The 25,029-nt window shown below is 60.3% G+C and carries 20 protein-coding genes; 10 read left to right on the top strand and 10 right to left on the bottom strand.

Annotation, left to right across the window (positions count from 1 at the left end):
* The 4 genes from waaF to A3714_RS01620 all read right to left on the bottom strand — a co-directional run.
* On the bottom strand, positions 1–1,040 hold a 1,040-nt coding region (gene waaF / locus A3714_RS01635; RefSeq protein ID WP_063527148.1), incomplete at its 3' end, for a lipopolysaccharide heptosyltransferase II.
* Between the two features lie 8 nt (positions 1,041–1,048).
* Positions 1,049–1,975 carry a branched-chain amino acid transaminase gene (locus A3714_RS01630; protein WP_063508319.1) on the bottom strand — a complete coding sequence of 309 codons (927 nt, stop codon included), beginning with the start codon at positions 1,973–1,975 and terminating at the stop codon, positions 1,049–1,051.
* 36 nt (positions 1,976–2,011) lie between these two features.
* The gene (glnE, locus tag A3714_RS01625) at positions 2,012–4,882 is read right to left on the bottom strand and encodes a bifunctional [glutamate--ammonia ligase]-adenylyl-L-tyrosine phosphorylase/[glutamate--ammonia-ligase] adenylyltransferase (protein WP_063508318.1); all 2,871 of its coding nucleotides are present in this window, start codon (positions 4,880–4,882) and stop codon (positions 2,012–2,014) included.
* 283 nt (positions 4,883–5,165) lie between these two features.
* The gene (locus A3714_RS01620) at positions 5,166–6,902 is read right to left on the bottom strand and encodes a GspE/PulE family protein (RefSeq protein WP_231866159.1); all 1,737 of its coding nucleotides are present in this window, start codon (positions 6,900–6,902) and stop codon (positions 5,166–5,168) included.
* 318 nt (positions 6,903–7,220) lie between these two features.
* On the opposite strand from A3714_RS01620, the gene A3714_RS01615 reads away from it, so the two are divergent.
* From A3714_RS01615 to argA, 3 genes are all read left to right on the top strand, one after another.
* Complete coding sequence (locus A3714_RS01615) at positions 7,221–7,901, top strand: TIGR00153 family protein (protein WP_063508317.1); 681 nt, start codon at positions 7,221–7,223, stop codon at positions 7,899–7,901.
* A gap of 10 nt (positions 7,902–7,911) precedes the next feature.
* Positions 7,912–9,180 carry an inorganic phosphate transporter gene (locus tag A3714_RS01610; protein ID WP_062815636.1) on the top strand — a complete coding sequence of 423 codons (1,269 nt, stop codon included), beginning with the start codon at positions 7,912–7,914 and terminating at the stop codon, positions 9,178–9,180.
* Between the two features lie 305 nt (positions 9,181–9,485).
* On the top strand, positions 9,486–10,805 hold the full coding sequence (gene argA, locus A3714_RS01605) for an amino-acid N-acetyltransferase (protein WP_063525850.1): 1,320 nt from the start codon (positions 9,486–9,488) through the stop codon (positions 10,803–10,805).
* A 146-nt stretch (positions 10,806–10,951) separates the two neighbouring features.
* On the opposite strand, the gene A3714_RS01600 is transcribed toward argA, so the two are convergent.
* The 4 genes from A3714_RS01600 to A3714_RS01585 form a co-directional block, all read right to left on the bottom strand.
* Positions 10,952–11,512 (bottom strand): hypothetical protein, encoded by a 561-nt coding sequence (locus A3714_RS01600; RefSeq protein ID WP_063509111.1) that lies wholly within the window; start codon positions 11,510–11,512, stop codon positions 10,952–10,954.
* A 111-nt stretch (positions 11,513–11,623) separates the two neighbouring features.
* Positions 11,624–11,953 carry a hypothetical protein gene (locus tag A3714_RS01595; RefSeq protein ID WP_063527147.1) on the bottom strand — a complete coding sequence of 110 codons (330 nt, stop codon included), beginning with the start codon at positions 11,951–11,953 and terminating at the stop codon, positions 11,624–11,626.
* A gap of 68 nt (positions 11,954–12,021) precedes the next feature.
* Entirely contained in the window at positions 12,022–12,423 is a 402-nt protein-coding gene (locus A3714_RS01590) for a type II secretion system protein GspG (RefSeq protein WP_063509112.1), read from the bottom strand.
* A gap of 57 nt (positions 12,424–12,480) precedes the next feature.
* Entirely contained in the window at positions 12,481–13,368 is an 888-nt protein-coding gene (locus A3714_RS01585; RefSeq protein ID WP_063509113.1) for a DUF4145 domain-containing protein, read from the bottom strand.
* 559 nt (positions 13,369–13,927) lie between these two features.
* Here A3714_RS01585 and ilvD point away from each other — a divergent pair.
* From ilvD to A3714_RS01550, 7 genes are all read left to right on the top strand, one after another.
* Positions 13,928–15,775 carry a dihydroxy-acid dehydratase gene (gene ilvD / locus A3714_RS01580; protein WP_063509114.1) on the top strand — a complete coding sequence of 616 codons (1,848 nt, stop codon included), beginning with the start codon at positions 13,928–13,930 and terminating at the stop codon, positions 15,773–15,775.
* A gap of 188 nt (positions 15,776–15,963) precedes the next feature.
* Positions 15,964–17,280 (top strand): DsbA family protein, encoded by a 1,317-nt coding sequence (locus A3714_RS01575; RefSeq protein WP_063509115.1) that lies wholly within the window; start codon positions 15,964–15,966, stop codon positions 17,278–17,280.
* Between the two features lie 125 nt (positions 17,281–17,405).
* Positions 17,406–17,792, top strand: coding sequence for an MAPEG family protein (locus A3714_RS01570; RefSeq protein ID WP_063508183.1), 387 nt, complete (start codon positions 17,406–17,408; stop codon positions 17,790–17,792).
* Positions 17,793–17,881: 89 nt separating this feature from the next.
* Positions 17,882–18,877, top strand: coding sequence for a 2Fe-2S iron-sulfur cluster-binding protein (locus A3714_RS01565; RefSeq protein WP_063508182.1), 996 nt, complete (start codon positions 17,882–17,884; stop codon positions 18,875–18,877).
* Between the two features lie 199 nt (positions 18,878–19,076).
* On the top strand, positions 19,077–20,363 hold the full coding sequence (locus A3714_RS01560) for a paraquat-inducible protein A (protein WP_063508181.1): 1,287 nt from the start codon (positions 19,077–19,079) through the stop codon (positions 20,361–20,363).
* On the top strand, positions 20,360–21,976 hold the full coding sequence (gene pqiB / locus A3714_RS01555; RefSeq protein WP_063508180.1) for an intermembrane transport protein PqiB: 1,617 nt from the start codon (positions 20,360–20,362) through the stop codon (positions 21,974–21,976). Before A3714_RS01560 ends, pqiB begins: the two co-directional genes overlap by 4 nt.
* On the top strand, positions 21,973–22,500 hold the full coding sequence (locus A3714_RS01550) for a membrane integrity-associated transporter subunit PqiC (RefSeq protein WP_063508179.1): 528 nt from the start codon (positions 21,973–21,975) through the stop codon (positions 22,498–22,500). The genes pqiB and A3714_RS01550 overlap by 4 nt, the downstream gene beginning before the upstream one ends.
* Before the next feature lie 235 nt (positions 22,501–22,735).
* Here A3714_RS01550 and A3714_RS01545 read toward each other — a convergent pair whose 3' ends face one another.
* Both A3714_RS01545 and A3714_RS01540 read right to left on the bottom strand, forming a co-directional pair.
* Positions 22,736–23,965, bottom strand: coding sequence for a heme biosynthesis HemY N-terminal domain-containing protein (locus tag A3714_RS01545; RefSeq protein WP_063508178.1), 1,230 nt, complete (start codon positions 23,963–23,965; stop codon positions 22,736–22,738).
* Entirely contained in the window at positions 23,962–24,927 is a 966-nt protein-coding gene (locus tag A3714_RS01540; protein WP_062815625.1) for a uroporphyrinogen-III C-methyltransferase, read from the bottom strand. The genes A3714_RS01545 and A3714_RS01540 overlap by 4 nt, the downstream gene beginning before the upstream one ends.
* Positions 24,928–25,029: the final 102 nt, after the last annotated feature.

Genomic DNA, 25,029 nt, shown 5'->3' with positions numbered 1-25,029 from the left:
AGCTGCTGCAGGGCATCGATCACCTGCGAAGGGGGCAGCTGGCGCAGACAATTCAAATGCCCCAGCGGGCATTCCCGTTCGAAACAGGGGCTGCATTCCAGCCCCAGCCTTACCACTGCCACTCTATCACCCAATGGCGGGGTAAAACCTGGGGACGTGGAACCGTACACGGCCACCAGCGGCCGCTTGAGCGCCGCAGCGATATGCATCAGGCCGGAATCGTTGCTGACCACCGCGGTGGTCGCCGACAGCAGATCCACCGCCTGTTCCAGGGAGGTATTGCCGGCCAGTACCGCTGCTTGCTCGGCGGCGCCGTTTTCGAGCATCTCGACAATGGCTCTGGCCACCGGCTGATCCTTGCCGGAGCCAAAGATCCACACCTGGCCCCCATGGTCGATCCAGTGCTGGGCCACCGCCGCGTAATGATGTTCCGGCCAACGCTTGGCCGGGCCGAACTCCGCACCGGGGCAAAGGCCCAGCACCGGTCGCTGCGTCGTCAACCCATGGGCCACCATGGCCTGCTGCAGTGAGTCTTCACTCACCTCCAGGTGCGGCGCGGTAATGGTATCCAGCTGTGGCACCGACGCGTCGGCTGGCTGAGCCAGCGCCACAAAGCGCTGCACCATCAACGGATAGCGGTCCTTGTCCAGCTTGCGGACATCGTTGAGCAACCCATAGCGCATCTCTCCGCGCCAACCGATGCGACGGGGAATCTTCGCCGCCCAGGGCACCAGGGCAGACTTGAGGGAATTGGGCAGCACATAGCTTTGCTGGTATTTGCCACGCAGTGACTTGCCCAGGGCATGCCGCTCACCCAGCTTCAGGTCACCATGGTCGAAAGGCAGCGACAGGGCCTCGCGCACTTCCGGCATGCGCGACAACAGCGGCCGACACCAGGCCGGTGCCAGCACATCAATGGCGCAATCGGGGTATTGGCGACGCAGTTCGGAAAACAGGGTCTGGGCCATGACCATGTCGCCGACCCAGGACGGGCCGACGACAAGGATGGCGGAAGGCGAGTCGGACAAGGTAGCCGGCATGCGCCTGCTCAGCCCACGTAAGTGAGCCAGTCTCCGTAGTCGTCATCCAGCTTGCCGCGCACCAGATCAAAGTACACTGCCTGCAGCTGCTCGGTGATCGGGCCACGCTTGCCTTCACCGATGATACGGCCATCCAGTTCACGGATCGGCGTCACTTCGGCAGCGGTGCCGGTAAAGAAGGCCTCATCCGCCACGTAGATTTCATCCCGGGTGATGCGCTTCTCGCGAACTGTGTAGCCACGCTCTTCGGCCAGCTGGATGATGGTCTTGCGGGTGATGCCATCCAGGCAGGAGGTGAGCTCCGGGGTGTAGAGGACCTGCCCCTTGATCACGAAAATGTTCTCACCGGAGCCTTCTGCCACGTAACCTTCGTTGTCCAGCAGCAGGGCTTCGTCGGCACCGCCGGACAGGGCCTCATTCAACGCCAGCATGGAGTTGATGTAGTTGCCGTTGGCCTTGGCCTTGCACATGGTGATATTCACGTGGTGGCGGGTGTAGCTGGAGGTGCGCACCTTGATGCCCAGCTCCAGGGCTTCCGGGGACATGTAGGCCGGCCATTCCCAGGCCGCGACCATCAGGTGCACCTTCAGGTTATGGGCGCGCAGCCCCATGCCCTCGCTACCGTAAAACGCCATGGGCCGCAGATAGGCATGGGGCAGGTTGTTCTCTTTCACCGCAGCAATTTGCGCAGCGTTGACCTCGTCCTTGGAGAACGGGATCTTCATGTTCATGATATGGGCACTATTGAACAGGCGGTCCGTGTGTTCCTTCATGCGGAAGATGGCCGGACCCTTGGCCGTTTCGTAGGCGCGCACCCCTTCGAACACCCCCATGCCGTAGTGCAGGGTGTGCGTCAGCACATGCACCTTGGCCTCCTGCCAGGGAACCAGTTCGCCATCCAACCAGATAAAACCGTCTCTTACAGCCATCGACATGGCAGTGATACTCCCAGAACTAAGGACCGGCAGGTGTCAGCCCTGCAGGTCGAACCAGTGCTTCCAGATCGCTCGCACGCCTTCACGCAAATCGCGGAATTGGGTGTCGTCGACGATGGATTTCTCTTTGCGCAACGAGGCGCGATGAGCCGCGGATCGGTAAGCGAGGTACGCTTCCCGCAGCAAGCCGGCATCCTGCGCCGACATAATATCCAGTGCAGCCAGTGTTTCGAGCAGCCGCACATTATCGGTGAAGCGGGTCAGTTCACCGTGGGAGGAGGCCCATCTCAGAACCCCGTATTGCACCATAAATTCGATATCAACGATACCTCCCGGGTCCTGCTTGAGATGAAAACGGTCCTCGCCCTTTTCGCCCAGGTGGTCAACCATCTTGTCGCGCATGGCCAGGACATCCTCGCGCAACTTGTCCAGCGGCCGCTCCAGGCACAGTACCTGATGGCGAATGGCGTCAAAGCGGGCCCGCGCCCGGTTGCAGCCAGCCACCACACGGGCCCGCACCAGGGCCTGATGTTCCCAGGTCCAGGCATCGTTGAGCTGGTATTTCTCGAACGAATCCATGGAGCTGACCAGCAGACCGGCACTGCCGGAGGGGCGCAGGCGCATATCCACTTCGTACAACTGGCCACTCATGGTACGGGTGGAGAGAATATGAATGATGCGCTGGCCCAGGCGGGCGTAGAACTGTTCGTTGGACACCGGCTTGTCGCCGTCGGTCATGCCGCCGCTGGCCGCATCATGCAGGAACACCAGATCCAGATCGGAGTTGTGCCCCAGCTCGATACCGCCCAGCTTGCCGTAACCGGCCACCACAAAATCCGGATTGCAGGGCTGGCCATCCAGACGCGAGGGGCGGCCGTGGCGCTCTACCAGCGGCTCCCAGGCCAGCATCACAACCTGGTTGAGGATGCTTTCCGCCAGCCAGGTGAGATAGTCGCTGACCTTCATCAACGGCAGCACTTCGGTGACTTCCGAGGCTGCTACCCGCAGCAGGTGGGCCTGCTTGAAATTACGCAGCACCTCCATCTGCTGTTCCAGATCATCCTCGGCCACCCGCAACAGCTGCTGACGCAACTCGTCATCCAGCTCCGCCCGCTCCGGCGGCGAATAGAGGGTGCGAACATCCAGCAACTCGTCCAGCAGCACCGGGTGCAGGGTGAGACGCTCGGCGATCCAGGGGCTGGCCCCGGACAACTTCACCAGCTGGGTCAGGGCGCTGGGGTTTTCCACCAGCAGCGCAATGTAGGCACTACGACGCAACACGGCTTCCACGAAGGCCAGCAGGCGCACCACCGTGGTTTCGCCATGGCCCTGATAGCCCAGGGCTTCCAGCAGCAGCGGCATCAGCCGGTCCAGTCGCTCACGGCCAATCGCCTGCATGTTCTGCACCGAACGGCTTTCGCGGAAATCATTCAGGTGAGCGTAGACCTTGTCACCTTCCTGCACCCCAATGGCTTCCAGCTGGGCAGCCGCCTGGGTGGCATCCAGCTCGCCCAGCCACAGATCCAGCAGCTCCTGATCGGCGCCCTGGGCCGCATCGGTTTCCTGTTCCGGGTCGGCAATCACCTGGCTGAAATGGTGACGGACACTCTCCCGGTAACGCCGCAACTTGCGCTCGAAGGCGGCACGGGCAGAAAAGCCCATGGCAAAGGTCAGCCGTTGCCAGCCCAGCTCGTCGTCAGGCAGGCGCTGGGTCTGCTTGTCCGCGATTCCCTGCAGCCGATGCTCCACATCCCGCAGGAACAGATAGGCTTCGGTCAGCTCCTCCGCCACGTCCTCCGGCAACAATTCCAGTTCCACCAGTTGCGGCAGCACCTTGATCAGGTTGGGCTCCCGCAGGGCCGGCAGCTGGCCACCCCGGATCAACTGGAAGGCCTGGACGATAAATTCCACTTCACGGATGCCGCCGGCACCCAGCTTCACATCCGCCTGCATGCCCTTGCGGTTCACTTCCCGTTCGATCAGGGACTTCATCTCGCGCAGGGAATGGAAAGCGCCGTAGTCGATATAACGGCGGTAGACGAAGGGATTGAGCCGCTTGATCAGCCGCTTGCCGGCCTGCAAATCGCCGCCGACCGGGCGCATCTTGATCAGCGCGTAGCGCTCCCACTCACGGCCCTGGGTTTCGTAATACCCTTCCATGGCATCGAAGCCGATGGCCAGCACGCCGCTCTTGCCCCAGGGACGCAGGCGCATGTCCACCCGGAAGACAAAACCATCGGCGGTGGGCTGGTCCAGGGCCTTGATCAGCTGCTGCCCCAGACGCACAAAAAACTGGTGATGGCTCAGGCTGCGCCGCTCACCCTCGATTTCCCCTTCATGCTCGTAGGCAAAGATCAGGTCGATATCCGAGGACAGGTTCAGCTCCCGGGCGCCCAGCTTGCCCATGGCCAGCACCACCAGCTGCACCGGCTTGCCATCCGGCCCCATGGGGGTGCCGCTTTTTTCGCAGGCCCAACCATGCAGCACGCTCAGTGCTTCCTGAATCAGGGTGTCCGCAAGCAGGGACAGGTCCGCCACGGTGGTGTGGTAATCCCCCATCCCGGCCAGGTCCCGCCAGATGATGCGCACCATGTGCCGGTGACGCAGCCGACGCAAAGCCCGTTTCAGCTCATCCTCATTATCGCAGTCGCCCAGCAATTCGCGCACGGCCTGGCGCAGGGACGCCTCCGCCAGGGGCTGAGTCGGATCACTGTCCTGCAGCCACTGGCCCAGGCCCGGATCACGCTGAAACTGTTGCGCCACATAGTCGGAGCCAGCCCACACCCGGGGCAGGTCATCAAGAAGGGAGTCAGGGATACGATGACCGGATTCCACGAAGTGTTGCCAGTGCTGACTGACCAGCACCGATAGTTCATCCGGCAGAGCGTGATATTGGGGTTCTGTCATGGGCGGCTATTGTCGTACGGGAGGGCGCGAAAGGCTAGAGGCCAGGAGGGAGTTGCAAGTTGAAAGTTCAAAGTTGCAATCAGGAACAGCCGGGGACGCTTAACGCAGGCCATGCCCGCGATTCACGATCCGCAGGTTCGCCATGCAAGCATAGCTCCTACACCTGCCGCATGAGCCATGTTCACATGGTGAGCCAGCCATGCCGCGCGAAGCTCCGCCTTTTGCGGATACCGCCCCCCTTTCTTCGCGCCTTTCAACTTTGAACTTTCAACTCGCTCCTTTTCTATCCCAGCAAAATATCCTGCGACGGCGTCACCCGCATGACCTCTTCAATGGTAGTCAGCCCCTTGGCAACCTTCATGGCACCACTGATGCGCAGGGGCTTCATGCCGTTTTTCAGGGCCTGGCGGGTCAGGGTTTCCAGCTCGGAGCCCCGGGAAATATGGTTTTTGAGGCTGGTATTCAGAGGCATGGTCTCATAGACCCCCACACGCCCAAGGTAACCGGTATCCCGGCACTCCAGGCAGCCCACCGGGCGATAGGTCTTTTCCGGCGGCTTCATCTTGAAGGGGCGAACCAGCTCTTCCCAGGCCTGCACATCGGTTTCCGTTGCCTGCTTGCAATGGGGACACAGGGTACGGATCAGACGCTGGGCCATGACCCCAAGCACCGTGGCACTGATCATGTAGGCTGGCACGCCCAGATCCACCAGACGGGTAATGGACGAGGGGGCATCGTTGGTGTGCAGGGTGGACAACACCAGGTGACCGGTGAGGGCGGCCTGGATGGCCATATCCGCTGTGGCCAGATCGCGGATCTCACCTATCATGATGATATCCGGGTCCTGACGCAGCATGGCCTTCACCCCCTGGGCAAAGCTCACATCAATATTGGCCTGCACCTGCATCTGATTGAAGCTGGGTTCCACCATTTCGATGGGATCCTCAATGGTGCAGACATTCACCTCGCTGGTGGCCAATTGCTTGAGGGTGGAATAGAGGGTGGTGGTTTTCCCCGAGCCGGTAGGGCCGGTCACGAAGATGATGCCGTGGGGGTGGGAGGTCATGCGCTGCCAGGCCTGGTAATCCTCATTGGTAAAGCCCATCTGCTCGAAGCTGCGCACCAGCACATCCGGGTCGAACACCCGCATGACCATTTTTTCCCCGAAGGCGGTGGGCAGCGTGGAAATACGCAGCTCGATCTCTTCCCCCTCCGGTGACTTGGTCTTCAAACGCCCGTCCTGGGGTTTGCGCTTTTCCGCCACATTGAGGCGGCTGAGAATCTTCAGGCGGCTGGTAACCGCCGCCATGATCGCCGCCGGCAGCTCATACACATCGTGCAGCACGCCATCGATGCGGAAACGCATCTTGCCGGTCTCCCGGCGCGGCTCCAGGTGAATATCGCTGGCCCGCTGGGAAAACGCGTATTGCAGAATCCAGTCCACAATATTGACGATGTGCTGATCGTCCGCGTCGTGGTGCCCCTTGCCCACTTCCAGCAACTGCTCGAAGTTGGTAATGCCGGACATTTCCTGGCCGGTATTGCCGGAGGCCCCGGCGATGGAGCGGCTCAGGTTGTAGAACTCCACCCGGTAGCGGCGCAACTGCTCGGGATTGGCCAGCACCACCTCCAGCTCCCGGTCACGCAGCACCTGCTTGAGATGGGCCTGCCAGTCGCGCACAAAGGGCTGGTCGCAGGCCACCACCACCTTGTCCCGCTGCACTTCCACCGCCACGATGCCGTGACGCTCGGCAAAGGCATAACTCATCACATTGGTCACCTGATCCACATGGACCTTGAGCGGATCAATGTGACACACCGGCATACCCGCCTTTTCCCCCAGCCAGCGGGTCAGGAAATCCACATCCAGCAGCTGGTGGGTATTGGTCCGGTCGGTGAGCCGATACTTGGCCAGCACCTGAATCGGGTGCCAATTCAGCTCCTTCTTCTCCCGTGGCGTGGTGGAAATGACGTTGAAGTCTTCCTGGCTGACGCGACCTTCTTCCAGCAACTCACGCATCAGCCAGCGCACATCAATCAGCAGACCATCCAGTTTGGCGGGGTGGGCAGTGACGTTCACGGATACTCTCCGGGTCAATAGGCGGGCAGAACCGCCTGTCTAATTATTTTGTAGTACTGTAACGATAACAGGTAAACCCTGACAGCCCCGATGGCTTTGACTATACTCGCGGCCAGATTCATGACACATCTGTGACAGTTGCACGACTGTGCCATGAACATTCCTTTCCCCATGGGCGACTGCCCGGGAAAGTGGGACACTGATTCTGCCTGAAGCCCCTGCTTCAGGTTTTACTCTGACTCTGGACCCGAGGCGCCTATGTCCTTTGGAAGCTCCATTGCCGGCCTGTTTGGCCGCTCACCGATCAAGCCCCTGCAGCAACACTACGACACCGTTCACGACTGTGCCCAGACCCTGGCGGACTTCTTCGCCGCCGTGACCGAAGGCGACTGGGACAAGGCACGGGCAGCCCGCAAGCGCATTGCCGAGCTGGAAAACCGGGCCGACGAACTGAAAAAAGAATTCCGCCTGAACCTGCCCAAAAGCCTGTTTTTGCCCATGCCGCGCACCGACCTGCTCGACCTGATCAGCGTTCAGGACAAGGTCGCCAACAAGGCCAAGGACATCTCCGGGCTAATGCTCGGCCGGCAGATGACCATTCCCCCCATACTGGCCGATGTGATGCGCGACTACGTGCAGGGCGCCATCGATACCTCCGCCCAGGCCCAGAAAGCCATCAACGAGCTGGATGAGCTGATCGAGACCGGCTTCAGCGGTCGCGAAATCCAGATCGTGGAAGAGCTCATCGAGGAGCTGGACCGCCTGGAGCGCAATAACGACGAGCAGCAAATCACCATTCGCTCCACCCTGTTCAAGCTGGAAAACGAACTGCCCCCGGTGGATGTCATTTTTCTCTACAAGATCATCGAATGGGTAGGCGATCTCGCTGATCGCGCCCAGAAAGTGGGCGGCCGCCTGCAGATGTTGGTCGCACGCTAGGAGTTGTCTTATGGAGTGGATGATTGAACACAGCTACCTGATGCTGTTGCTGGCCGGCGCGTTCGGCTTTCTGATGGCATGGGGTGTGGGCGCCAACGACGTGGCCAACGCCATGGGCACCTCGGTGGGCTCCGGGGCCCTGACCGTGAAACAGGCGGTGATGATCGCCATCGTCTTTGAATTCTGCGGCGCCTACCTGGCCGGTGGCGAAGTGACTGCCACGGTTCGTAAAGGCATCGTCGATGCCAGCGTCTTTGCCGAATTCCCCCATTATCTGGTCTACGGGATGATGTCCGCCCTGCTGGCCGCCGGTATCTGGCTGGTGGTGGCCTCCTGGTTTGGCTGGCCGGTTTCCACCACCCATTCCATTGTCGGTGCCATCGTGGGCTTTGCCGCCGTGGGCGTAGGCATGGATTCGGTACAGTGGGACAAGGTTGGCAGCATTGTCGCCAGTTGGGTCACCTCACCCCTGCTCGCCGGCTTCATCGCCTTTGCCCTGATCAAGAGCGTGCAGCGCCTGGTGCTCAACCATGATGACCCATTCGAACGGGCCAAACGGGTGGTGCCCTTCTACATGTTCCTGGTGGGCTTCGCGATCACCGCCGTGACCCTGCTCAAGGGCCTCAAGCATATCGGCCTGGAAATCAGCTTCGCGGCCAGCCTGGGCTGGGCCGCCGTGGGCGGCGTCATCATTGCCCTGATCGGCGCCATGATTCTCAGCCGCATCAAGCCAAACCCACAAGCCGACAAGGAATTTCGTTTCCACTCCGTGGAGCGCATCTTTGCCGTGCTGATGATCTTTACCGCTTGCGCCATGGCCTTCGCCCACGGCTCCAATGACGTGGCGAACGCGGTGGGCCCGCTGGCCGCCATCAACAGCGTCATCGTCAACGAAGGCGTTATCGGCGGCGAAGCCGCCATGCCCAGCTGGATCCTGCTGGTGGGCGCCATGGGTATCGTGTTCGGCCTGGCCATCCTTGGCGCCCGGGTCATGGCCACCGTGGGCAAGAACATCACCGAGCTGACCCCCAGCCGCGGCTTCGCTGCCGAGCTGGGCGCCGCCGGCACGGTGATCCTGGCCTCCGGCACCGGCCTGCCCATCTCCACCACCCACACCCTGGTGGGAGCGGTACTGGGCGTGGGCATGGCCCGCGGCATCGGTTCCCTGAACCTGCGGGTGATCGGCACCATCTTCACCTCCTGGGTGGTCACCCTGCCCGCCGGCGCCCTGCTGTCGATCCTGTTCTTCTACTTCTTCAAGGGCCTGTTCGGCGCCTAATAACGCCGACCCGTCACGAAGAACACAACGCCGCCTTCGGGCGGCGTTTTGGTTTCTGTTGCCACGCCCAGCCTGCAAGCAAAAGGATCGAGTGACGAGAAGCGAGTTTCGAGTTGCGAAAACCTTTAAAGCGGGCAGGGTTTTGCCTTTCGAAACTCGGTACTCGCAACTCGAAACTGGCTGCTTCGTTCGGATGCCCTTTCGCTTGCAGGCAAGGTCCTCACCCCACCCCGCCGGCACATCTGGCATCCAACGCCCCCCGCTGGCTATACTGGCCTGTCAGTCATCCATCACCGAGACACGCCGTGCCCAGCACCACCCCCGACAATCAGGTCCACTGGTTCCGCAATTCGTCCCCGTACATCAATGCCCATCGGGGTCGCACCTTTGTGGTGATGCTCTCCGGCGAGCTGCTGGACGGCCCGCGCCTGCCCACCCTGGTTCACGATCTGGCGCTGCTCAACAGCCTCGGCATCAAGCTGGTCCTGGTCCACGGTGCCCGCCCGCAGATCAGCGCGCGGCTGGCGGAATCCGGCATCGAATCCACCTTTGAGCAACACATGCGGATCACCGACAGCGCGGCGCTCAATGGCGTCATGGCCGCCGTGGGGGCCCTGCGCCTGAAACTGGAAGGGCTGTTTTCCATGGGGCTGGCCAACTCCCCCATGTACAACGCCGGCATCCGCCTGATCAGCGGCAACTTCGTCATCGCCAAACCGGTGGGCGTGCGCAACGGCTTCGACTACCAGCACACCGGCGAAGTCCGGCGCATCGAAGTGGATGCCATTCGTCAGCAACTGAGCAATGGCAACGTGGTACTGCTGTCACCGCTGGGCTGCTCGCCCACCGGCGAACTGTTCAATGTGAACGCGGAAGAGGTGGCCTCCACCGCCGCCATCGCCCTGGGCGCCGACAAGCTGATTCTCATGGGTAACGACCTGCGGCTCGCCGACAGCAACGGCGACATGGTGCGAGAACTCAGCCCCCAGCAAGCCGGCAAACTGCTTGCCGACGATCAGCTCCAGGATAATGGCGTGGACCGGCAGCTCACCGCCGCCTGCCACGCCGCCAGCAATGGCGTGGGTCGCGCCCACCTGATCGACGCCAACGACGACGGCGCCCTGCTCAAGGAACTGTTCACCCGTGACGGCTGCGGCACCCTGGTCACCCGGGAAACCTACGAAACCCTGCGCGGCGCGCGCATTGACGACGTGGGCGGCATTCTGGAACTGATCGAACCCCTGGAAGCGGACGGCACCCTGGTGCGCCGCTCCCGGGAACTGCTGGAAAACGAAATCCAGCGCTTCGCCATCATCGAGCGGGACGGCATGGTCATCGCCTGCGCCGCCCTCTACCCCTTCCCGGACGACAAGACCGGCGAACTGGCCTGCGTGGCCGTCCACCCCGGCTACCGCAAGGGCGAACGGGGTGCCCAGCTACTGGCATACGTGGAACGGCGAGCAAAGGAACAAGGGCTCACCAGCCTGTTCGTGCTCACCACCCTGACCGCGCACTGGTTTCAGCAGCAGGGATTTGAACTGGCTGGCGTGGAAGCGCTACCGGGGGCAAGGAAGTCGCTGTATAACTGGCAGCGGAATTCGAAGGTGTTTGTGAAGGGGCTGTAGCGCTGCCCGTCATATGAGCTGCTCGCCTTTCCCTGTGGGAGCTCATGCTTGCATGGCGAATACAGAGGTTAAGGGGGCGATTGCCTAGTGAGTTAATTTCCAACCTGTAACGCCGCGGACACGCGCTTGTCGCGTGCTCCGCCTTGTCAAGCGAAACACTCGGCATAAACAGGAACACCCATGAAGTATATTTTTTCTTCGGGATGGATTTTTATAAGTTCATCCATGAGGTTCGAAATTGTATTTAGGCCATTATTCATTGCTTCGGGTAAAAATGAATCCTCGCTGAGGAAATCATTGACCCCCTTAAAGTGGACAATTTTATTTCTATCTTTAACCAGCCTCTTCAGGCCCTCATAAGCCTGGCCTGATTTATCAATCTCCTTGCCAGTTACAAGCCTAGGAACAAGAATAAATTTCGACTCAATTCCCAGCCTTTCTATATGCATATTTGTATAGCTTTTACCAAGATTTTTCACAGAATAGCCATAAATAAACGCCTCAAGGCACATTGCAGAGAAAACAATGCTCTGCACTGCACACTTAAGCCCATGATGACGAAGACTAGCTGTCTCCATGTCGATCATGTACTGCTCTCTCTCACTGTCTATAATTTCACTAATTTCTTTTTGGCAGCGATCAAAAGCCTGCTTGTTTTGAAAGGATATAACATAATAAAAGTTGCTTATCCCATGAGGATCGCCCAAAACTTCTCCTTAGCTTAACGCTACGCTCACCGGGTAAATTTTCGATGGCGGATTTTGTGCGGCCCTATGCACAAAATGTGACAGCGGAAATTTATCCGGTGCAGCCAATTGTTATGTGTTACCACTAGCACCTTGAGAACGCGCCTTTAAATCTCTGAATAGTGCTTTCCCCGCTTCGTTCAGGCGGTGTCCGCTTGCATCCATGTACGGCGATTCGATGTATACCGCACCCATAGCTTCTTGGCGGATCTCCTCAAGTTGAGGATCGGAAATTTCACATGAAACAAAGTAATCCCAGCCTGCATCATCCACATCTCCATCCAGCCAGGTTTGCAATAGGTCCGCAACCTCTTCGGACTTCCATTCGACCGGGCGTCTATTCCATCGCGTGAAAGTATAAACCCCTACGACAGCTAGAACGCCTATAAGCAACCATGTCATGGGACCCCCTCGCAATCACACATAACGCCCGCCATCATGCGCTTGTCGCATGCATGGCATTGTTAAATTTACTTTCGCGTAAAAACTATATCCTTGCTTTTACCCTCTCCACCCGGACTTCCATCTAGACCATAGGAAATGATTGACAAAGGGCTTTCCCTATATATGTACCTGCGGCCCCATGGGTCTTTAATTTCTTCTTTAATATAACCCCACCTACTGTAATTATTGGGCTTAGGCAAGGCGCTGCCCGCAACCAGCACTTCAAACCCCTCCTCGTTCGTTGGGTACCGCCCCACAGTAAACTTAAAATAATCAAGCTGGGCCCAAAGATATTTAGCATCTTCACGCATACATTCTATTTTTTCCTCATAGGTCGCTGCCTTAGGCCTCTCAGCGTCCAAAGCACAAACCTTTGAAAACGAAGGAGATGAAACCACCAATAAAAAAATAAAAATCGCAACGCGCATTCCGCCACCCTATAGATTTAACGCCGCGTTCAGCGGCTGGTCCGCTGCAATGCATTGTTAACTTTTCTGCGAAACAATATAGTGCTGGAGGTCATTTTTAGAGCCATTATATTTATCGAGTTTCCCCTTTTTTAAGTAAGCAACATCTTGAGTATTTATTTTTGATAATAGCTCACTTTCAAATGCAGAAATTGATTCCTTTACACGCCTGAAATCTTTTCCAAATATCTGCGCTATTGGCAACTCATCACCCGGAGTCAATGAGTCCACCTTATTTTTTAGTAGATCAAAAAAACTTTCATTGGTAGATATCGTAGTCTCAATCTTTCCATTTGCCTCGTCTTCAAGAATGTAGACACTAGAAAGAAGATGCTCGACTATTTTTAATGCCACTCGCAAATGTTCTTCTTTTGGTTTTTTTATTTCGTGGGCAGCATCATTTCCCATGAATCTTATTCCATGAAGCCGCTCAGCATCTTTCTTGGAAATGCTTCCATTAGTGCACAACCTTGAAATTCGTGTCTCTAGGTTTTTTCCAGTAATACCAAGGTCGTTGCATACTGCCTCAACAGTTCCTCTTAGACCCAAGCCCGCCAAAATCAAGGCCCCCTCTTGAAAGGCTAGTATTACCTCTCTGTATATCGTCGCCACCAAGTCAGGCAGACAAAACACGTTGTCAAGGTGCTTATGGCCTTCTATAAACTTTGGATAAACATCAATCCGAGTTGGGACCTCCCATTCATTTTCACTGACCTGATATGCGAACTCTCTATCTTCGAATACGTCTCTAAACGACTTTGTGTTACAGCCAAAGCATTGAACTATTTGATAGGTAAGCCTGCAGTCATAGTGCTCGTCCCCATTCTCTATATGCTCAGACAAAACTTCATGATTTGTGTCTTGGCTACAAGAACGGCAATAGCTCTTTATTTTTCTATTAGCCATTAATAAACCCCCTCTCCCCAAAGTTAACAGCTTATTCAATTGCAGATGCGATATAACACTTTGCTGTACATCCCTTATCAACGTCGATTCAAGAACCACACTAAACCAACAACAAACCAGCAACTTACCCTACACCCGGGAATGACTCTCAACAGACTTTTCTTGCACTTGCGTGTTGAACGGGAAATTTTGTTCGGACTTTTCTTGCAGCCCCAAAACTGAAAATTCACTCTATCTCAGCCACTTACAAAAATATGTAAGCCATATCCTACATATTCAACTGGCGCGCTGGTGAAAAACGGCGCTGGCTCTCCGTAATTTAGCGCCTGCATTCCCGAAACGCTTGGGCTAATTCGCCATGCGAGCATGGCTCCAACGGTGGATAAGTGATGGGCTGGCGGGTGAAGGCAACCGGGCTGATTGCGTCGAGTGGGCGGGCTCGGCTCAAGTAGAGCACCTCCTCCCCCGCTTCTTCGCCTTGCGAGCAAGGCTCCAACAGTGGGGTACTGTGGGTTACAATGCTCGGCTATGTCCCGCTAGTTACCATTACGAGGTTCCCATGCCGCAGTATCGCTCCCGCACCACCACCCATGGCCGTAACATGGCCGGCGCCCGTGCCCTGTGGCGCGCCACGGGCATGAAGGACGGGGACTTCGGTAAACCGATCATTGCCATCGCCAACTCCTTTACCCAGTTCGTGCCCGGCCACGTGCACCTGAAGGACATGGGCCAACTGGTGGCCGGCGAGGTGGAGAAGGCCGGGGGCATCGCCAAGGAATTCAATACCATTGCGGTGGATGACGGCATCGCCATGGGCCATGACGGCATGCTTTATTCCCTGCCCAGCCGGGACATCATTGCCGACTCCGTGGAATACATGGTCAACGCCCACTGCGCCGATGCGCTGGTGTGCATTTCCAACTGCGACAAGATCACCCCCGGCATGCTGATGGCCGCCATGCGCCTGAACATTCCGGTGATCTTCGTGTCCGGCGGCCCCATGGAAGCGGGCAAGACCAAGCTGGCCGAGGGCAAGCTGGACCTGGTGGACGCCATGGTGATGGCCGCCGATGACAGCGTGGACGAGGAAACCCTCAACGAAGTGGAGCGCTCCGCCTGTCCCACCTGCGGTTCCTGCTCCGGCATGTTCACCGCCAATTCCATGAACTGCCTGACCGAAGCGCTGGGCCTGTCCCTGCCCGGTAACGGCTCCCTGCTGGCCACCCACGCGGACCGCCGCGAACTGTTCCTGGAAGCGGGCCGGCGCATCGTGGATCTGGCCAAGCTGTACTACGAACAGGATGTGGAGGCAGTACTGCCACGCAATATCGCCTCGGTGAAGGCCTTCGAAAACGCCATGAGCCTGGATATTGCCATGGGCGGTTCCACCAACACGGTACTGCACCTGCTGGCGGCGGCCCTGGAAGGCGAAGTGGACTTCACCATGGCCGATATCGACCGTCTGAGCCGCAAGGTGCCCTGTCTGTCGAAAGTGGCCCCAGCCACCCAGAAGTACCATATGGAAGACGTGCACCGGGCCGGTGGCGTGATGGGCATTCTCGGGGAACTGGACCGGGCCGGTCTGCTGCACCGGGATATCCCCATGGTGCACTCCGCCAGCGTGGCGGAAGCGCTGGAGCACTACGACATCATGCGCACCAGCGATGAAGGCGTGAAAAAAATGTTCACCGCCGGCCCGGCGGGCATCCCCACCCAGACCGCCTTCAGCCAGGACACCCGCTGGGACAGCCTGGATAACGACCGGGAAAACGGCTGTATCCGTAATTACGAAAACGCCTACAGCAAGGACGGTGGCCTGGCGGTACTGTACGGCAACATCGCCGAGCGCGGCTGTATCGTGAAGACCGCCGGGGTGGACGATTCCATCCTCACCTTCACCGGTCGTGCCCGTGTGTTTGAATCCCAGGACTCTGCCGTGCGCGCCATTCTCGGCGACCAGATCGTGGCCGGGGATGTGGTGGTGATTCGTTACGAAGGTCCGAAGGGTGGCCCGGGCATGCAGGAAATGCTCTACCCCACCAGCTACCTGAAATCCAAGGGCCTGGGCAAACAGTGCGCCCTGCTCACCGATGGTCGTTTCTCCGGCGGCACCTCCGGCCTGTCCATTGGCCATGCCTCCCCGGAAGCGGCGGAAGGCGGCGCCATCGCCCTGGTGGAAGAAGGCGACACCATCGCCATCGACATCCCCAACCGCACCATCAACCTGGACATTTCCGATGAGGAACTGGCCCATCGTCGCAGCAAGATGGAAGCCCGCGGCAAGCTGGCCTATAAACCCATGGAAATGCGCCCGCGCCGCGTTTCCACCGCCCTGAAGGCCTATGCGGCCCTGACCACCAGCGCCGACCGCGGTGCCGTGCGGGACCTGAGCCAGCTCAACCTGTGACCGACCCGGGCGGCCTTCGGGCCGCCCTGTTCGTTGCCCCTCTTGGCATACGCCCCGCCGGTTTCATGACCGTTGCCGCACCCCGGTAGACAGGGTGTTGCCACACGGCGCTTTCTGAACAAGTATCGTAGACGTGTTTTCCCGTCGGCGACCCCGGCCTGTGCCCACTTACGAGGAGCACTCTGTTAATGAGTCTGAGACAACGTTTGATGCCACTGGTGGCCAAGCTGATCACCAGCGAACGCCTGCAACAATGGCGCCGGGCCTTTCGCGAATCGCGCCGCAAGCTGCAACGGCGCCCTCATCAGGCGGTGTTCTACTTCCGCATTGATGACCCTTATTCGGTGTTGATGGCCCAGGTACTGCCCCGCTTTGCCCGCCACTTCGGCATCACGATTACCCCCCGGGTCATGCTGTACCTGGATCAGCAGATGTACCCGGCGGCGGACATGCTGGAAGAACTGGCCCCCCGCGACGCCACCCAGCTGGCGCGCCTGCACGACCTGGACTTTCCCCACCACTGGCAACTGCCACCCCGGGAAGTGAGCCTGGCAGCAACACGCTGCCTGCTGAAACACGAGGGTGACGAGCGTTTCTGGAGCCTGGCCGCCGCCCTGGCCGATGCCCTGTGGCGCAACGACCATGACAAGCTGGAAGACCTGCTCACCGAACACGGCCAGATGCCCGCCGACCGGGCCCAGCTGGCCCTGGAAGCGCGCCGCGACCAGTTCCTCAAGGACGGCCACTACCTCACCGGCACCCTGCACTACGAAGGCGAGTGGTACTGGAGCGTGGAACGGCTGGACCATCTGGCCCACCGCCTCAACGACCTGGGACTGGGCAGCGCGGACTGGCCGCTGCCCTACGGCCGCGCCAAGCGGGCCCGCCTGAAAGACGTGCCGGAGGGCCTGAAAGGCAAACCCCTGGTGCTGTTCTTTTCTTTCCGCAGCCCCTACTCCTATCTGGCCCTGGCCCGCACCTATGCCATGGCGGACCACTACGGTCTGAACCTGAAGATCCGCCCGGTCCTGCCCATGGTCATGCGTGGGCTCTCCGTCCCCAAGGCCAAGCGTTTCTACATTCTCAAGGACGCCGCCCGGGAGGCCCGACTGCACAAGGTGCCGTTCGGCAAGGTATGCGATCCAGTGGGGGCCGGTGTGGAACGCTGCATGGCTATCTGGCCTTTCGCCGAAAAGGAAGGTCGCCTGCGTGAATGGCTGCGCGCCGCCGCCACCGGCATCTGGAGCCAGGGCATCAACGCCGCCACCGACAATGGCCTGAAGTTCCTGGTGGAAAATGCCGGGCTGGACTGGAACCGGGCCCGCCGCTGGCTGGACGACGACAGCTGGCGCGATCGCGCTGAAGACAACCGCAACGCCATGATGGCCGCCGGCAGCTGGGGCGTTCCCAGCTTCCTGACCGAAAAGACCATGGTCTGGGGCCAGGATCGTTTTGCGGTGATCGAACAGTGCCTGCTAGCCTCACAGGCCGATGACAAGGACTGAGATAGCCTCAGCTTCATTTCCGTAGGAGCGGCGCTCGAGCCGCGAAGCCGTTTTCGAAAAGATCTCTGGGCGCTTCGCGGCTCGAGCCCCGCTCCTACGGCTTATAAAAACCACGGAGAATCACTATGACCCTTGCCTACTGGTGCGTGCTTGCCGCCATTTTCCTCCCTTACCTGAATACGGCTCTGGCCAAGTTCCAGGGCGGCTTTGGCCCGAAACAGAACCATAACCCCCGGGAATTCCTGGAAACCCTGGAGGGCAGCCGCAAGCGGGCCCATTGGGCCCAGCAGAACAGTTTCGAGGTGACCCCCGCCTTTGCCGCAGCCGTGATCATTGCTCACCTTGTGCAAACCGCGCCCCAGGGCACCATCGACGGCATCGCCCTGGCCTTTGTGGTCAGCCGGGTCATGTACACCGTCTGCTATATCGCCGACTGGGCCAGCGCCCGCACCCTGGTATGGGCCTTCGGTATGGGCTGTATTGTGGCCCTGTTTGTGGGCGTAGGCAGTTAACGAAAGTCGCGAGTGACGAGGCGCGAGTCGCGAAAGACAAAACCGATCTGGGTTTTCGAAACTCGCTCCTTCTCAGTCGCAACTTTTCAATGCCCAGGATCTATACCATCTCCGTCAACGGCAGGGATCACTTCCCCTGCCGCCCTGACCAGACCATTGTCGAAGCCGGCCAACAGGCCGGCTTTGGCTTTCCGGTGGCCTGTCGCAATGGGGTGTGCGAACGCTGCATGGGCCGCCTGCACAGCGGACACGTTCAGCAAAGAAACCACATCATTCATGCGGGCGATGCCGATAGCTCCCGGGTGTTATACTGCGTCGCCCAACCACTCAGCGATTGCGAGATAGATGTGCCCGAGGTGACCGTTCCCGGCGAACTGCCAAGCCACGACGTCAACTGCCAGATTCAGCAGATCGAAGTGCTCAACCATGACGTGAGCCGGGTCTGGCTGCAATTGCCCGCTGGCAAGCGGATCCAGTGGCATGCGGGCCAGTACCTGATGCTCAACCTGAACGGCGAAGGCTACCCCTTTTCCATTGCCAACCACTGCGATGGACGCGCTCTGGAACTGCATATCCGCCATGGCGACGATAACAGTGCCGCCCAGGACATCATGGCCTACCTGGAATCGGCCAGCACTGTCAGCATCACGTTGCCCGCCGGCCTGCGCTTTATCGACACGGCCCCGGCACAACCGGTGTGGTTTATCTGCGGTTCCACCGGATTTGCCCCGGTGAAGGCCATGGTCGAGCGGCTGATCGCCCTGGATTTCGATCAGCCGGTGCGTTTGTTCTGGGGCGCCCGCACCCCGGAGGACCTCTATCTGTCGACCCTGCCGGCCCAGTGGAAAACCGCCCTCAAGGACTTCGATTTCACCACCTCCCTGTCCGATATCCGCCACCCGGATCACGCCGAGGGTCTGGTCCACGAGGCGGCGCTGGCCGCTCTGGACGAACCGGACCTGCCCCTGTTCTATCTGGGCGGCTCCCCGCCCATGGCCTGGGCGGTGTTCGATGCACTGGTGGCAGAAGGAGTTCCCGCCGGCAATATCCATTGCGACGTGTTCGATTACGCGCCGAGGGATTAGCGACAAGCTTCAAGCTACAACGCGGGCTAAGCTCGTGCCAACCGAAGAGGCCTGAGCCCGCGCTGCGAGTCTAATTCGTCACTGGGCATCTAGCATTCACCTCGAATCGCGGCCAAAACGTTACCGGACTGGCAACAACCGAGCCCGCGTTGTAGCTTGTAGCTTGCTGCTTATAGCTGATTTCCAAGGAAAGGATGCGATGGCGCAGGATTCTCCGCCCACAGTGCATAACCAGACACTTCTGCTGCCCTGCCATGAATGCGATCTGGTCTGCGAAGTGGACCCTGGCGAGAAGGGCGGCTGGCTGCAATGTCCCCGCTGTCGGCACCCGCTGATGCGCCAGGCGCAGAGTGATCAGCTGACACCTGCGCTGGCGTTCACCGCCCTGATCCTGCTCGGCCTGTCTTTGCTGTTCCCCTACATCGGCTTTGAAAAAAGTGGTATCGAGCGTGCCATGACCGTCACCGATGCGGCCTGGGAACTGGCGGTCTATCACCACCCGGCACTGGCGGTGATCGTGATTGCCACCATCATCGTGATACCGGCCCTCTATCTGTTGTCGATCTGCTGGGTGCATCTGAGCCTGGCAGCGCCCCGCCAGCTGCCCGGCAGTCTGTTGCTGGCCCGCTGGCTGCCCCGCATGCAGCCGTGGATGATGGCCGATGTGTTTGCCATTGCCGCCCTGGTCAGCCTGGTGAAGATCGTCGCCATGGCCCATATCCAGCTGCTCTCTGCTTTCTGGACCTTTTCCGGCTATGCCCTGCTATTGCTGATCACCGTCACTCGCATGAATACCATTAGCCTGTGGCAGCGGCTGCTCGGCAATCTGCAGCAGCCCGTTGCTGCCCGCAGCGGGCTGACCGCCCGCGCCCAGGGCCTGATCGGCTGCCAGTGGTGCGGACAGTTGCAGGCCATGCACCACCACCATTGCCAACGTTGCGACAGCCCCCTCCATGGTCGTCATCCGTTGACCCTGCAGCGGGTCTGGGCATTGCTGATCACGGCCATTCTCTGTTGCTTCCCGGCCCACCTGTTTCCGATCATGACCACCACCAGCCTGGGACAGAACGAGCCATCCACCATCATTGCCGGTGTCATGCTGTTTCTGCGCCACGGCGACTGGCCCATTGCCCTGATCATCTTTACTGCCAGCGTGCTGGTGCCGTTCGGAAAAATCCTGGCCCTGGGCTGGCTGTGTATCGCCAGCCGCCGGCGGGACACCCTGGATATGAAAAACCAGATGGCGCTTTACCGGATCACCGAATGGGTGGGCCGCTGGTCCATGATCGATGTGTTCGTGGTGGCCATCATTGTCGCCCTGTTCCAGATGGGCAATATTCTTACCGTGACCCCGGGCGTGGGTGGCGTGGCGTTTTCCGCCGTGGTGATATTCACCATGCTGGCCGCCCACCAGTTTGATCCGCGCCTGATTTGGGATCAGCAACAAACCCTCACCCGCAACACGCAACCGGAGCATCAGCCTTGAGTGACACCCAAGCCGAACCCCGCCGCACCCGGCTTTCCGCCGTCTGGCTGATCCCTCTGGCCGCGGCCCTGATCGGCCTGTGGCTGGTGTTCAGCTACCTGTCCAGCCAGGGGCCGGTGATCACGCTGACACTGGCGGATGCGGAAGGCATCAACGCCGGCAAGACCCCGGTGAAAACCCGCAACGTCCAGGTGGGGCTGGTGGAAAGTGTGCGGCTGTCCGATGACATGAGCCACACCCTGCTCACCGTCCAGATGCAATCGGATACCGACCGCATGCTGGCCAGGGACACCCGCTTCTGGGTGGTCAAACCACGCATCAGCCGGGAAGGGGTCAGTGGTCTGAACACGGTGTTGTCCGGCTCCTATATCGAACTGATGCCCGGCGAAAGCAGCAAGAAGGGCAAGCGTTTCCAGGTACAGGACAGCCCGCCCCCGGAGACGACCGGCGCCGGCCTGTTCCTGAAGCTGGTCAGTGCAGCTGGCACCAATGTGGACGTGGGTGATCCGGTGAACTTTCGCAGCCTGAAGGTGGGCCGGGTGGTAGAAACCCGCTTCAACGCCGCCGACAAACGCTTCCATCACCGCATCTTTATCCAGAAACCCTATGACGTGCTGGTCTCGGACAGTAGCCGTTTCTGGCAGGTCAACGGCCTGGGCTTTCAGCTCGACGCCCGCGGCTTCCAGGCCCAGATCCATTCCCTGGAAGCCTTGATCGGCGGCGGCATTACCTTCGCGGTGCCCGATGGCAACATGCGCGCCGGCGACCCGGTAGAGGACGAGCGGGAATTCACCCTGCACAACGATGAAGAAAGCGCCCGCCGGGCGCTCTACACCGACACCCTGGATTATGTGTTGCTGGTGGAACGCAGTGTGCGCGGCCTGAAAAGCGGCGCCCCGGTGGAATATCGGGGCATCCGGGTGGGCACGGTGGAACAGGTGGCCTGGGGCTTTGGCCAGTCCGGCCCGGCCACCATCAGCAGTGCCCCGATTCCGGTACTGATCCGACTGGAGCCCCAGCGCATCACCCACCAGAACCACGAAGACACGGCACAATGGCGACAGGAAATCGACCGCATGATCGGTGACGGCCTGCGCGCCAGCCTGAAGCCGGGCAACCTGCTCACCGGCTCCCTGTTCGTGGACCTGGATTTTCACCCGGAGAGTCCCGCCAACTCTGGCGGTGAACGCTATGCAGACGTGGCGGTGTTCCCCACGGTCAACAGTGGCGGCATCAGCAAGATCGAGGACCAGATCCAGCAACTGCTGGACACGCTCAACGACCTGCCCATGGAGTCCATCGCCGGCAACTTGAACCGCAACCTGGATAACCTGGCCGACACCACCCGGCGCCTGGACACCCTGCTCGCCAACCCGGCGCTCAATGCCCTGCCGGAACGACTCACCGGCACCCTGGGCGCCCTGGAGGGCACTCTGCAGGGCTGGCAGTCCGGCGGTGAGGGCTATCAGCAGCTGCAAGGCACCCTGCAGAAGCTGGACCGTCTCCTGAATGAAGCGGAGCCATTGCTGGATACCCTGAACCGGCAACCCAACGCCCTGATCTTCCAGCGCCAACCGGCCCCCGACCCGCAACCCAGAGGCCCCCGCCAATGAAATCTGTCCTCATTCCCGGCCTGCTGGCCGCCCTGATGACGTTGCTGAGTGCCTGCAGCCAGACCCCTCCGGCACCGGCGCCGGATTACCTGCTACCGGGCGCCAGCCACAGTGGCCACACCCCGCTGCGGATTCACGTGACCCTGGCCAGCTACCTGGACCAGGGCGGCATTGTGTTGCAACTGAGCGATACCGAGCTGCACGTGGCTCGCCAGCACCGCTGGGCAGAACCGCTGGGCTCACAATTGCAGCGGGCACTGGCGGCCACCCTGGCAAGCCAGGCAACACTCCCGGAACAGGGAAAACTGGCACTACAAATCAGCCGCTTTCAGGGCGTGCAGAACGCTGAAGGGGATGTGGCCAGGATCACCGGCACCTGGCAGTTCACGTCAGACGCGCAAAGCCGAAAGGGCCCCATCGAGTGGCAGGGACCCATTAATGGCGAGGGCTATGCGCCACTGGTTGAAGCCCTGGATCAGGGGTGGCAGGACGTCGGGCAGGCGATCACCCAGGCCCTGAATTAAGCCGCCACACCGGGCCACAGGACCGCGACGGGTTTCGTAGGAGCACCGCTTGAGGCGCGAACCGCATTAGACGCGAGTGACGAGGTTCGCGTTTCGAAACGCTTTTCGCTCCTCGTTACTCGCTTCTCGAAACTCCTCCTCTCTCCCCATTCGCGCCTCAAGCGGCACTCCTATAACAAAAAGGCCGCGCCGGGAATCCGGCGCGGCCTTTGGGTTATCACCTGCCAATACTCTGCTACAACGATTTCTCCGGCATGGGCAAGGTGGGCAACTGCCCTTCCAGTTGCTGCAAGCGCCGCTCGAACGCTTTCTGCGCCTTGCTGGAATCTCCCAGCGCCTGATACAAGCGCGACAGCTCAGCCAGCGCTGTGGCGCTCTGACTGGAGTTGGCGGCCGCTTCAAAGAAGCCCTGGGCCTTGCCCCACAGGCGCGCCTTCAGCGCCACCCGGCCAGCGGTAATCAGCACCGCCGCATTGCCAGGACGTTCCGCCAGCCAGCCTTCCAGCACCTGTAGCAGGTCATCCGGAGAAATATCATCGATGGCCTCCAGCACCGGCGGCAGACGATCATCCCATTCCCGGGAAAGGTGTTCCCGCACCAGATTCAGAGCCCCTTTGCCGCCACCCAGCTGTGCCAGAAAACCGGCATAGCGGGCCACCATGGCCGGGTCATTTTTCAAATGCACCGGCACATCTTTCCACAGCTTGCGCAGTTCTTCGCGGCGGCCATCCGCATCGTTAAACCCGGGCTTGCGGGCGGTTTCCTGCAACAGCGCCAACCAGGCCCGACGCTCACGACGGGATTCCTTGCCCTCACCGAAGGCACGCTTGAGCCGCGGCATCAGGGCGCACAGGGCCGGCCAGTCCTTCTGGCTTTCCAGCACCTCCGCATAGGTACGCAGGATACGTTTGTTCCGCGGCGCCAGGTCCGCCAGCACCTTCAGTTCCTGGCGGGCCTGCTCCGGATAACCATCGTCCAGGGCGAAACGGGCCTTCATCAGCCCGGCCACCAACTGACCGCGACGGTCACTACTGGCGTTTTCCAGATACCGTTGACTGGCCTCCACGTTCTCCTGCTCCTGGGCCGCTTCCGCCGCCAGCAACCAGGCCAGCAACGGCCAGTCACCGTCTTCACCGGCGGCTACCAGCAGGCGCTCGGCCTTTTCCTGCTCCCCATCCACCAGTTGCAGAAAACCACTGCGCAGACGCCGGGCCGCCACCGCTTTTTTCCAGCGACGGGTGGCACGCACCGGCTCCAGGGCATTCCAGGCAGCATTGCCGAGCAGGGTCAGAATGACAATGGCCACCGCCGTCAGCAGCGCGGCCAGCACCACGAAGCCCAGGGTGGTATCCATGGAAAAATCATCGCGGATCACCAGCACATAGCCGGAGTCCGCCGCCATCCAGCGCCCCAGCGCCAGAGCGGCAACCAGGGCGATGACGATCAGCAGGGCGACTTTTTTCATGCACCGCCCTCCTTGCGTTTCAGTTCTTCAATAGCGGCCAGCCCCGCACCGATTTCCGGCAGCGCCTGGGCCACATTGCTGCCGCCCAGTTCTTGCAGGGCCTTGCGCATCTGCGCCGCCCGCGGCTCATCCTCACGGAACCACTGGGCCAGCGTGGAGCGCGCCGTATCCAGGGCCTGCTGATAGGCCTTGGCCCGGCCCTGCATCAGGGCCAGTTGCGCCTGCTGCAGGCTACCGTCCAGCGTCAGTCGCACCAGGGACGCCTGCTCCGCGGACAACGGCAGCGGCACCGCACCATCATGATGGCGCACATTCACGGGGAGCCGGTCGAGCACATCCTGCCACCAGGGCTGGCTCACTTCCGGCATGTCGCGCTCGGGGGGAGCTTCTTCCACCGGCACCGCCAGCTCGGCGACGATCTGACGCAGGGCGCCCAGGCGCAGCACCATACCCTGCACGTCCACCTGGCCGGCGCCACTGAGCTTTTCCATATCCATGGCCAGCGCCTGACGGGCCGGCAACACCTTGGGATCATCCAGACGGGCCAGGGTCTCATCGGCGGCTTTCAGCAAACGCCGCGCCGCAGACGCGTCCTGGGTCAGCAGCAGGCGCTGACTGGCCAGGCTGGCCAGCGCCCGCGCCTCGTTGACCAGCCACAGGGTCTGGCCTCCGCTCTGCATGTCGGCCAGCACCGCCCGATCCTTGACCATGCGGGCGGCCAACTCCGCCTGCTTTTTCTCGAAGGAGGACAACGCGCCCTGAACGTCGCTGCGCTGACTGGCCATGGCGGCTTTCAATTCGCTGATCTGACCGGCAAGACCGGCCTTTTCTTTCTGCATCTGCTGGAATTGCTGCCAGCCCCACCAGCCACCGGCCCCCAGGGCCGCCAGAACCACCAACACCACCAGTACTACCCAGACGCTCTTGCCTGTCTGGCGGGAATAAAGACGTTCCTGCGTCATGTCAGCTCCATGTTCTGATTATCTGGCACCCCCGAACGGGCGATCCGTAAAGCCTATTTAGGATCTATCCGCGGCTGCGTTGCCAGCCGCCGGCAAGGGCAC

The organism is Alcanivorax sp. HI0007 (assembly GCF_001635525.1).
Lineage (GTDB): Bacteria > Pseudomonadota > Gammaproteobacteria > Pseudomonadales > Alcanivoracaceae > Alcanivorax.
Note: the sequence above shows the minus strand (reverse complement) of the source record. Positions and strands in the feature narration are given on the sequence as shown.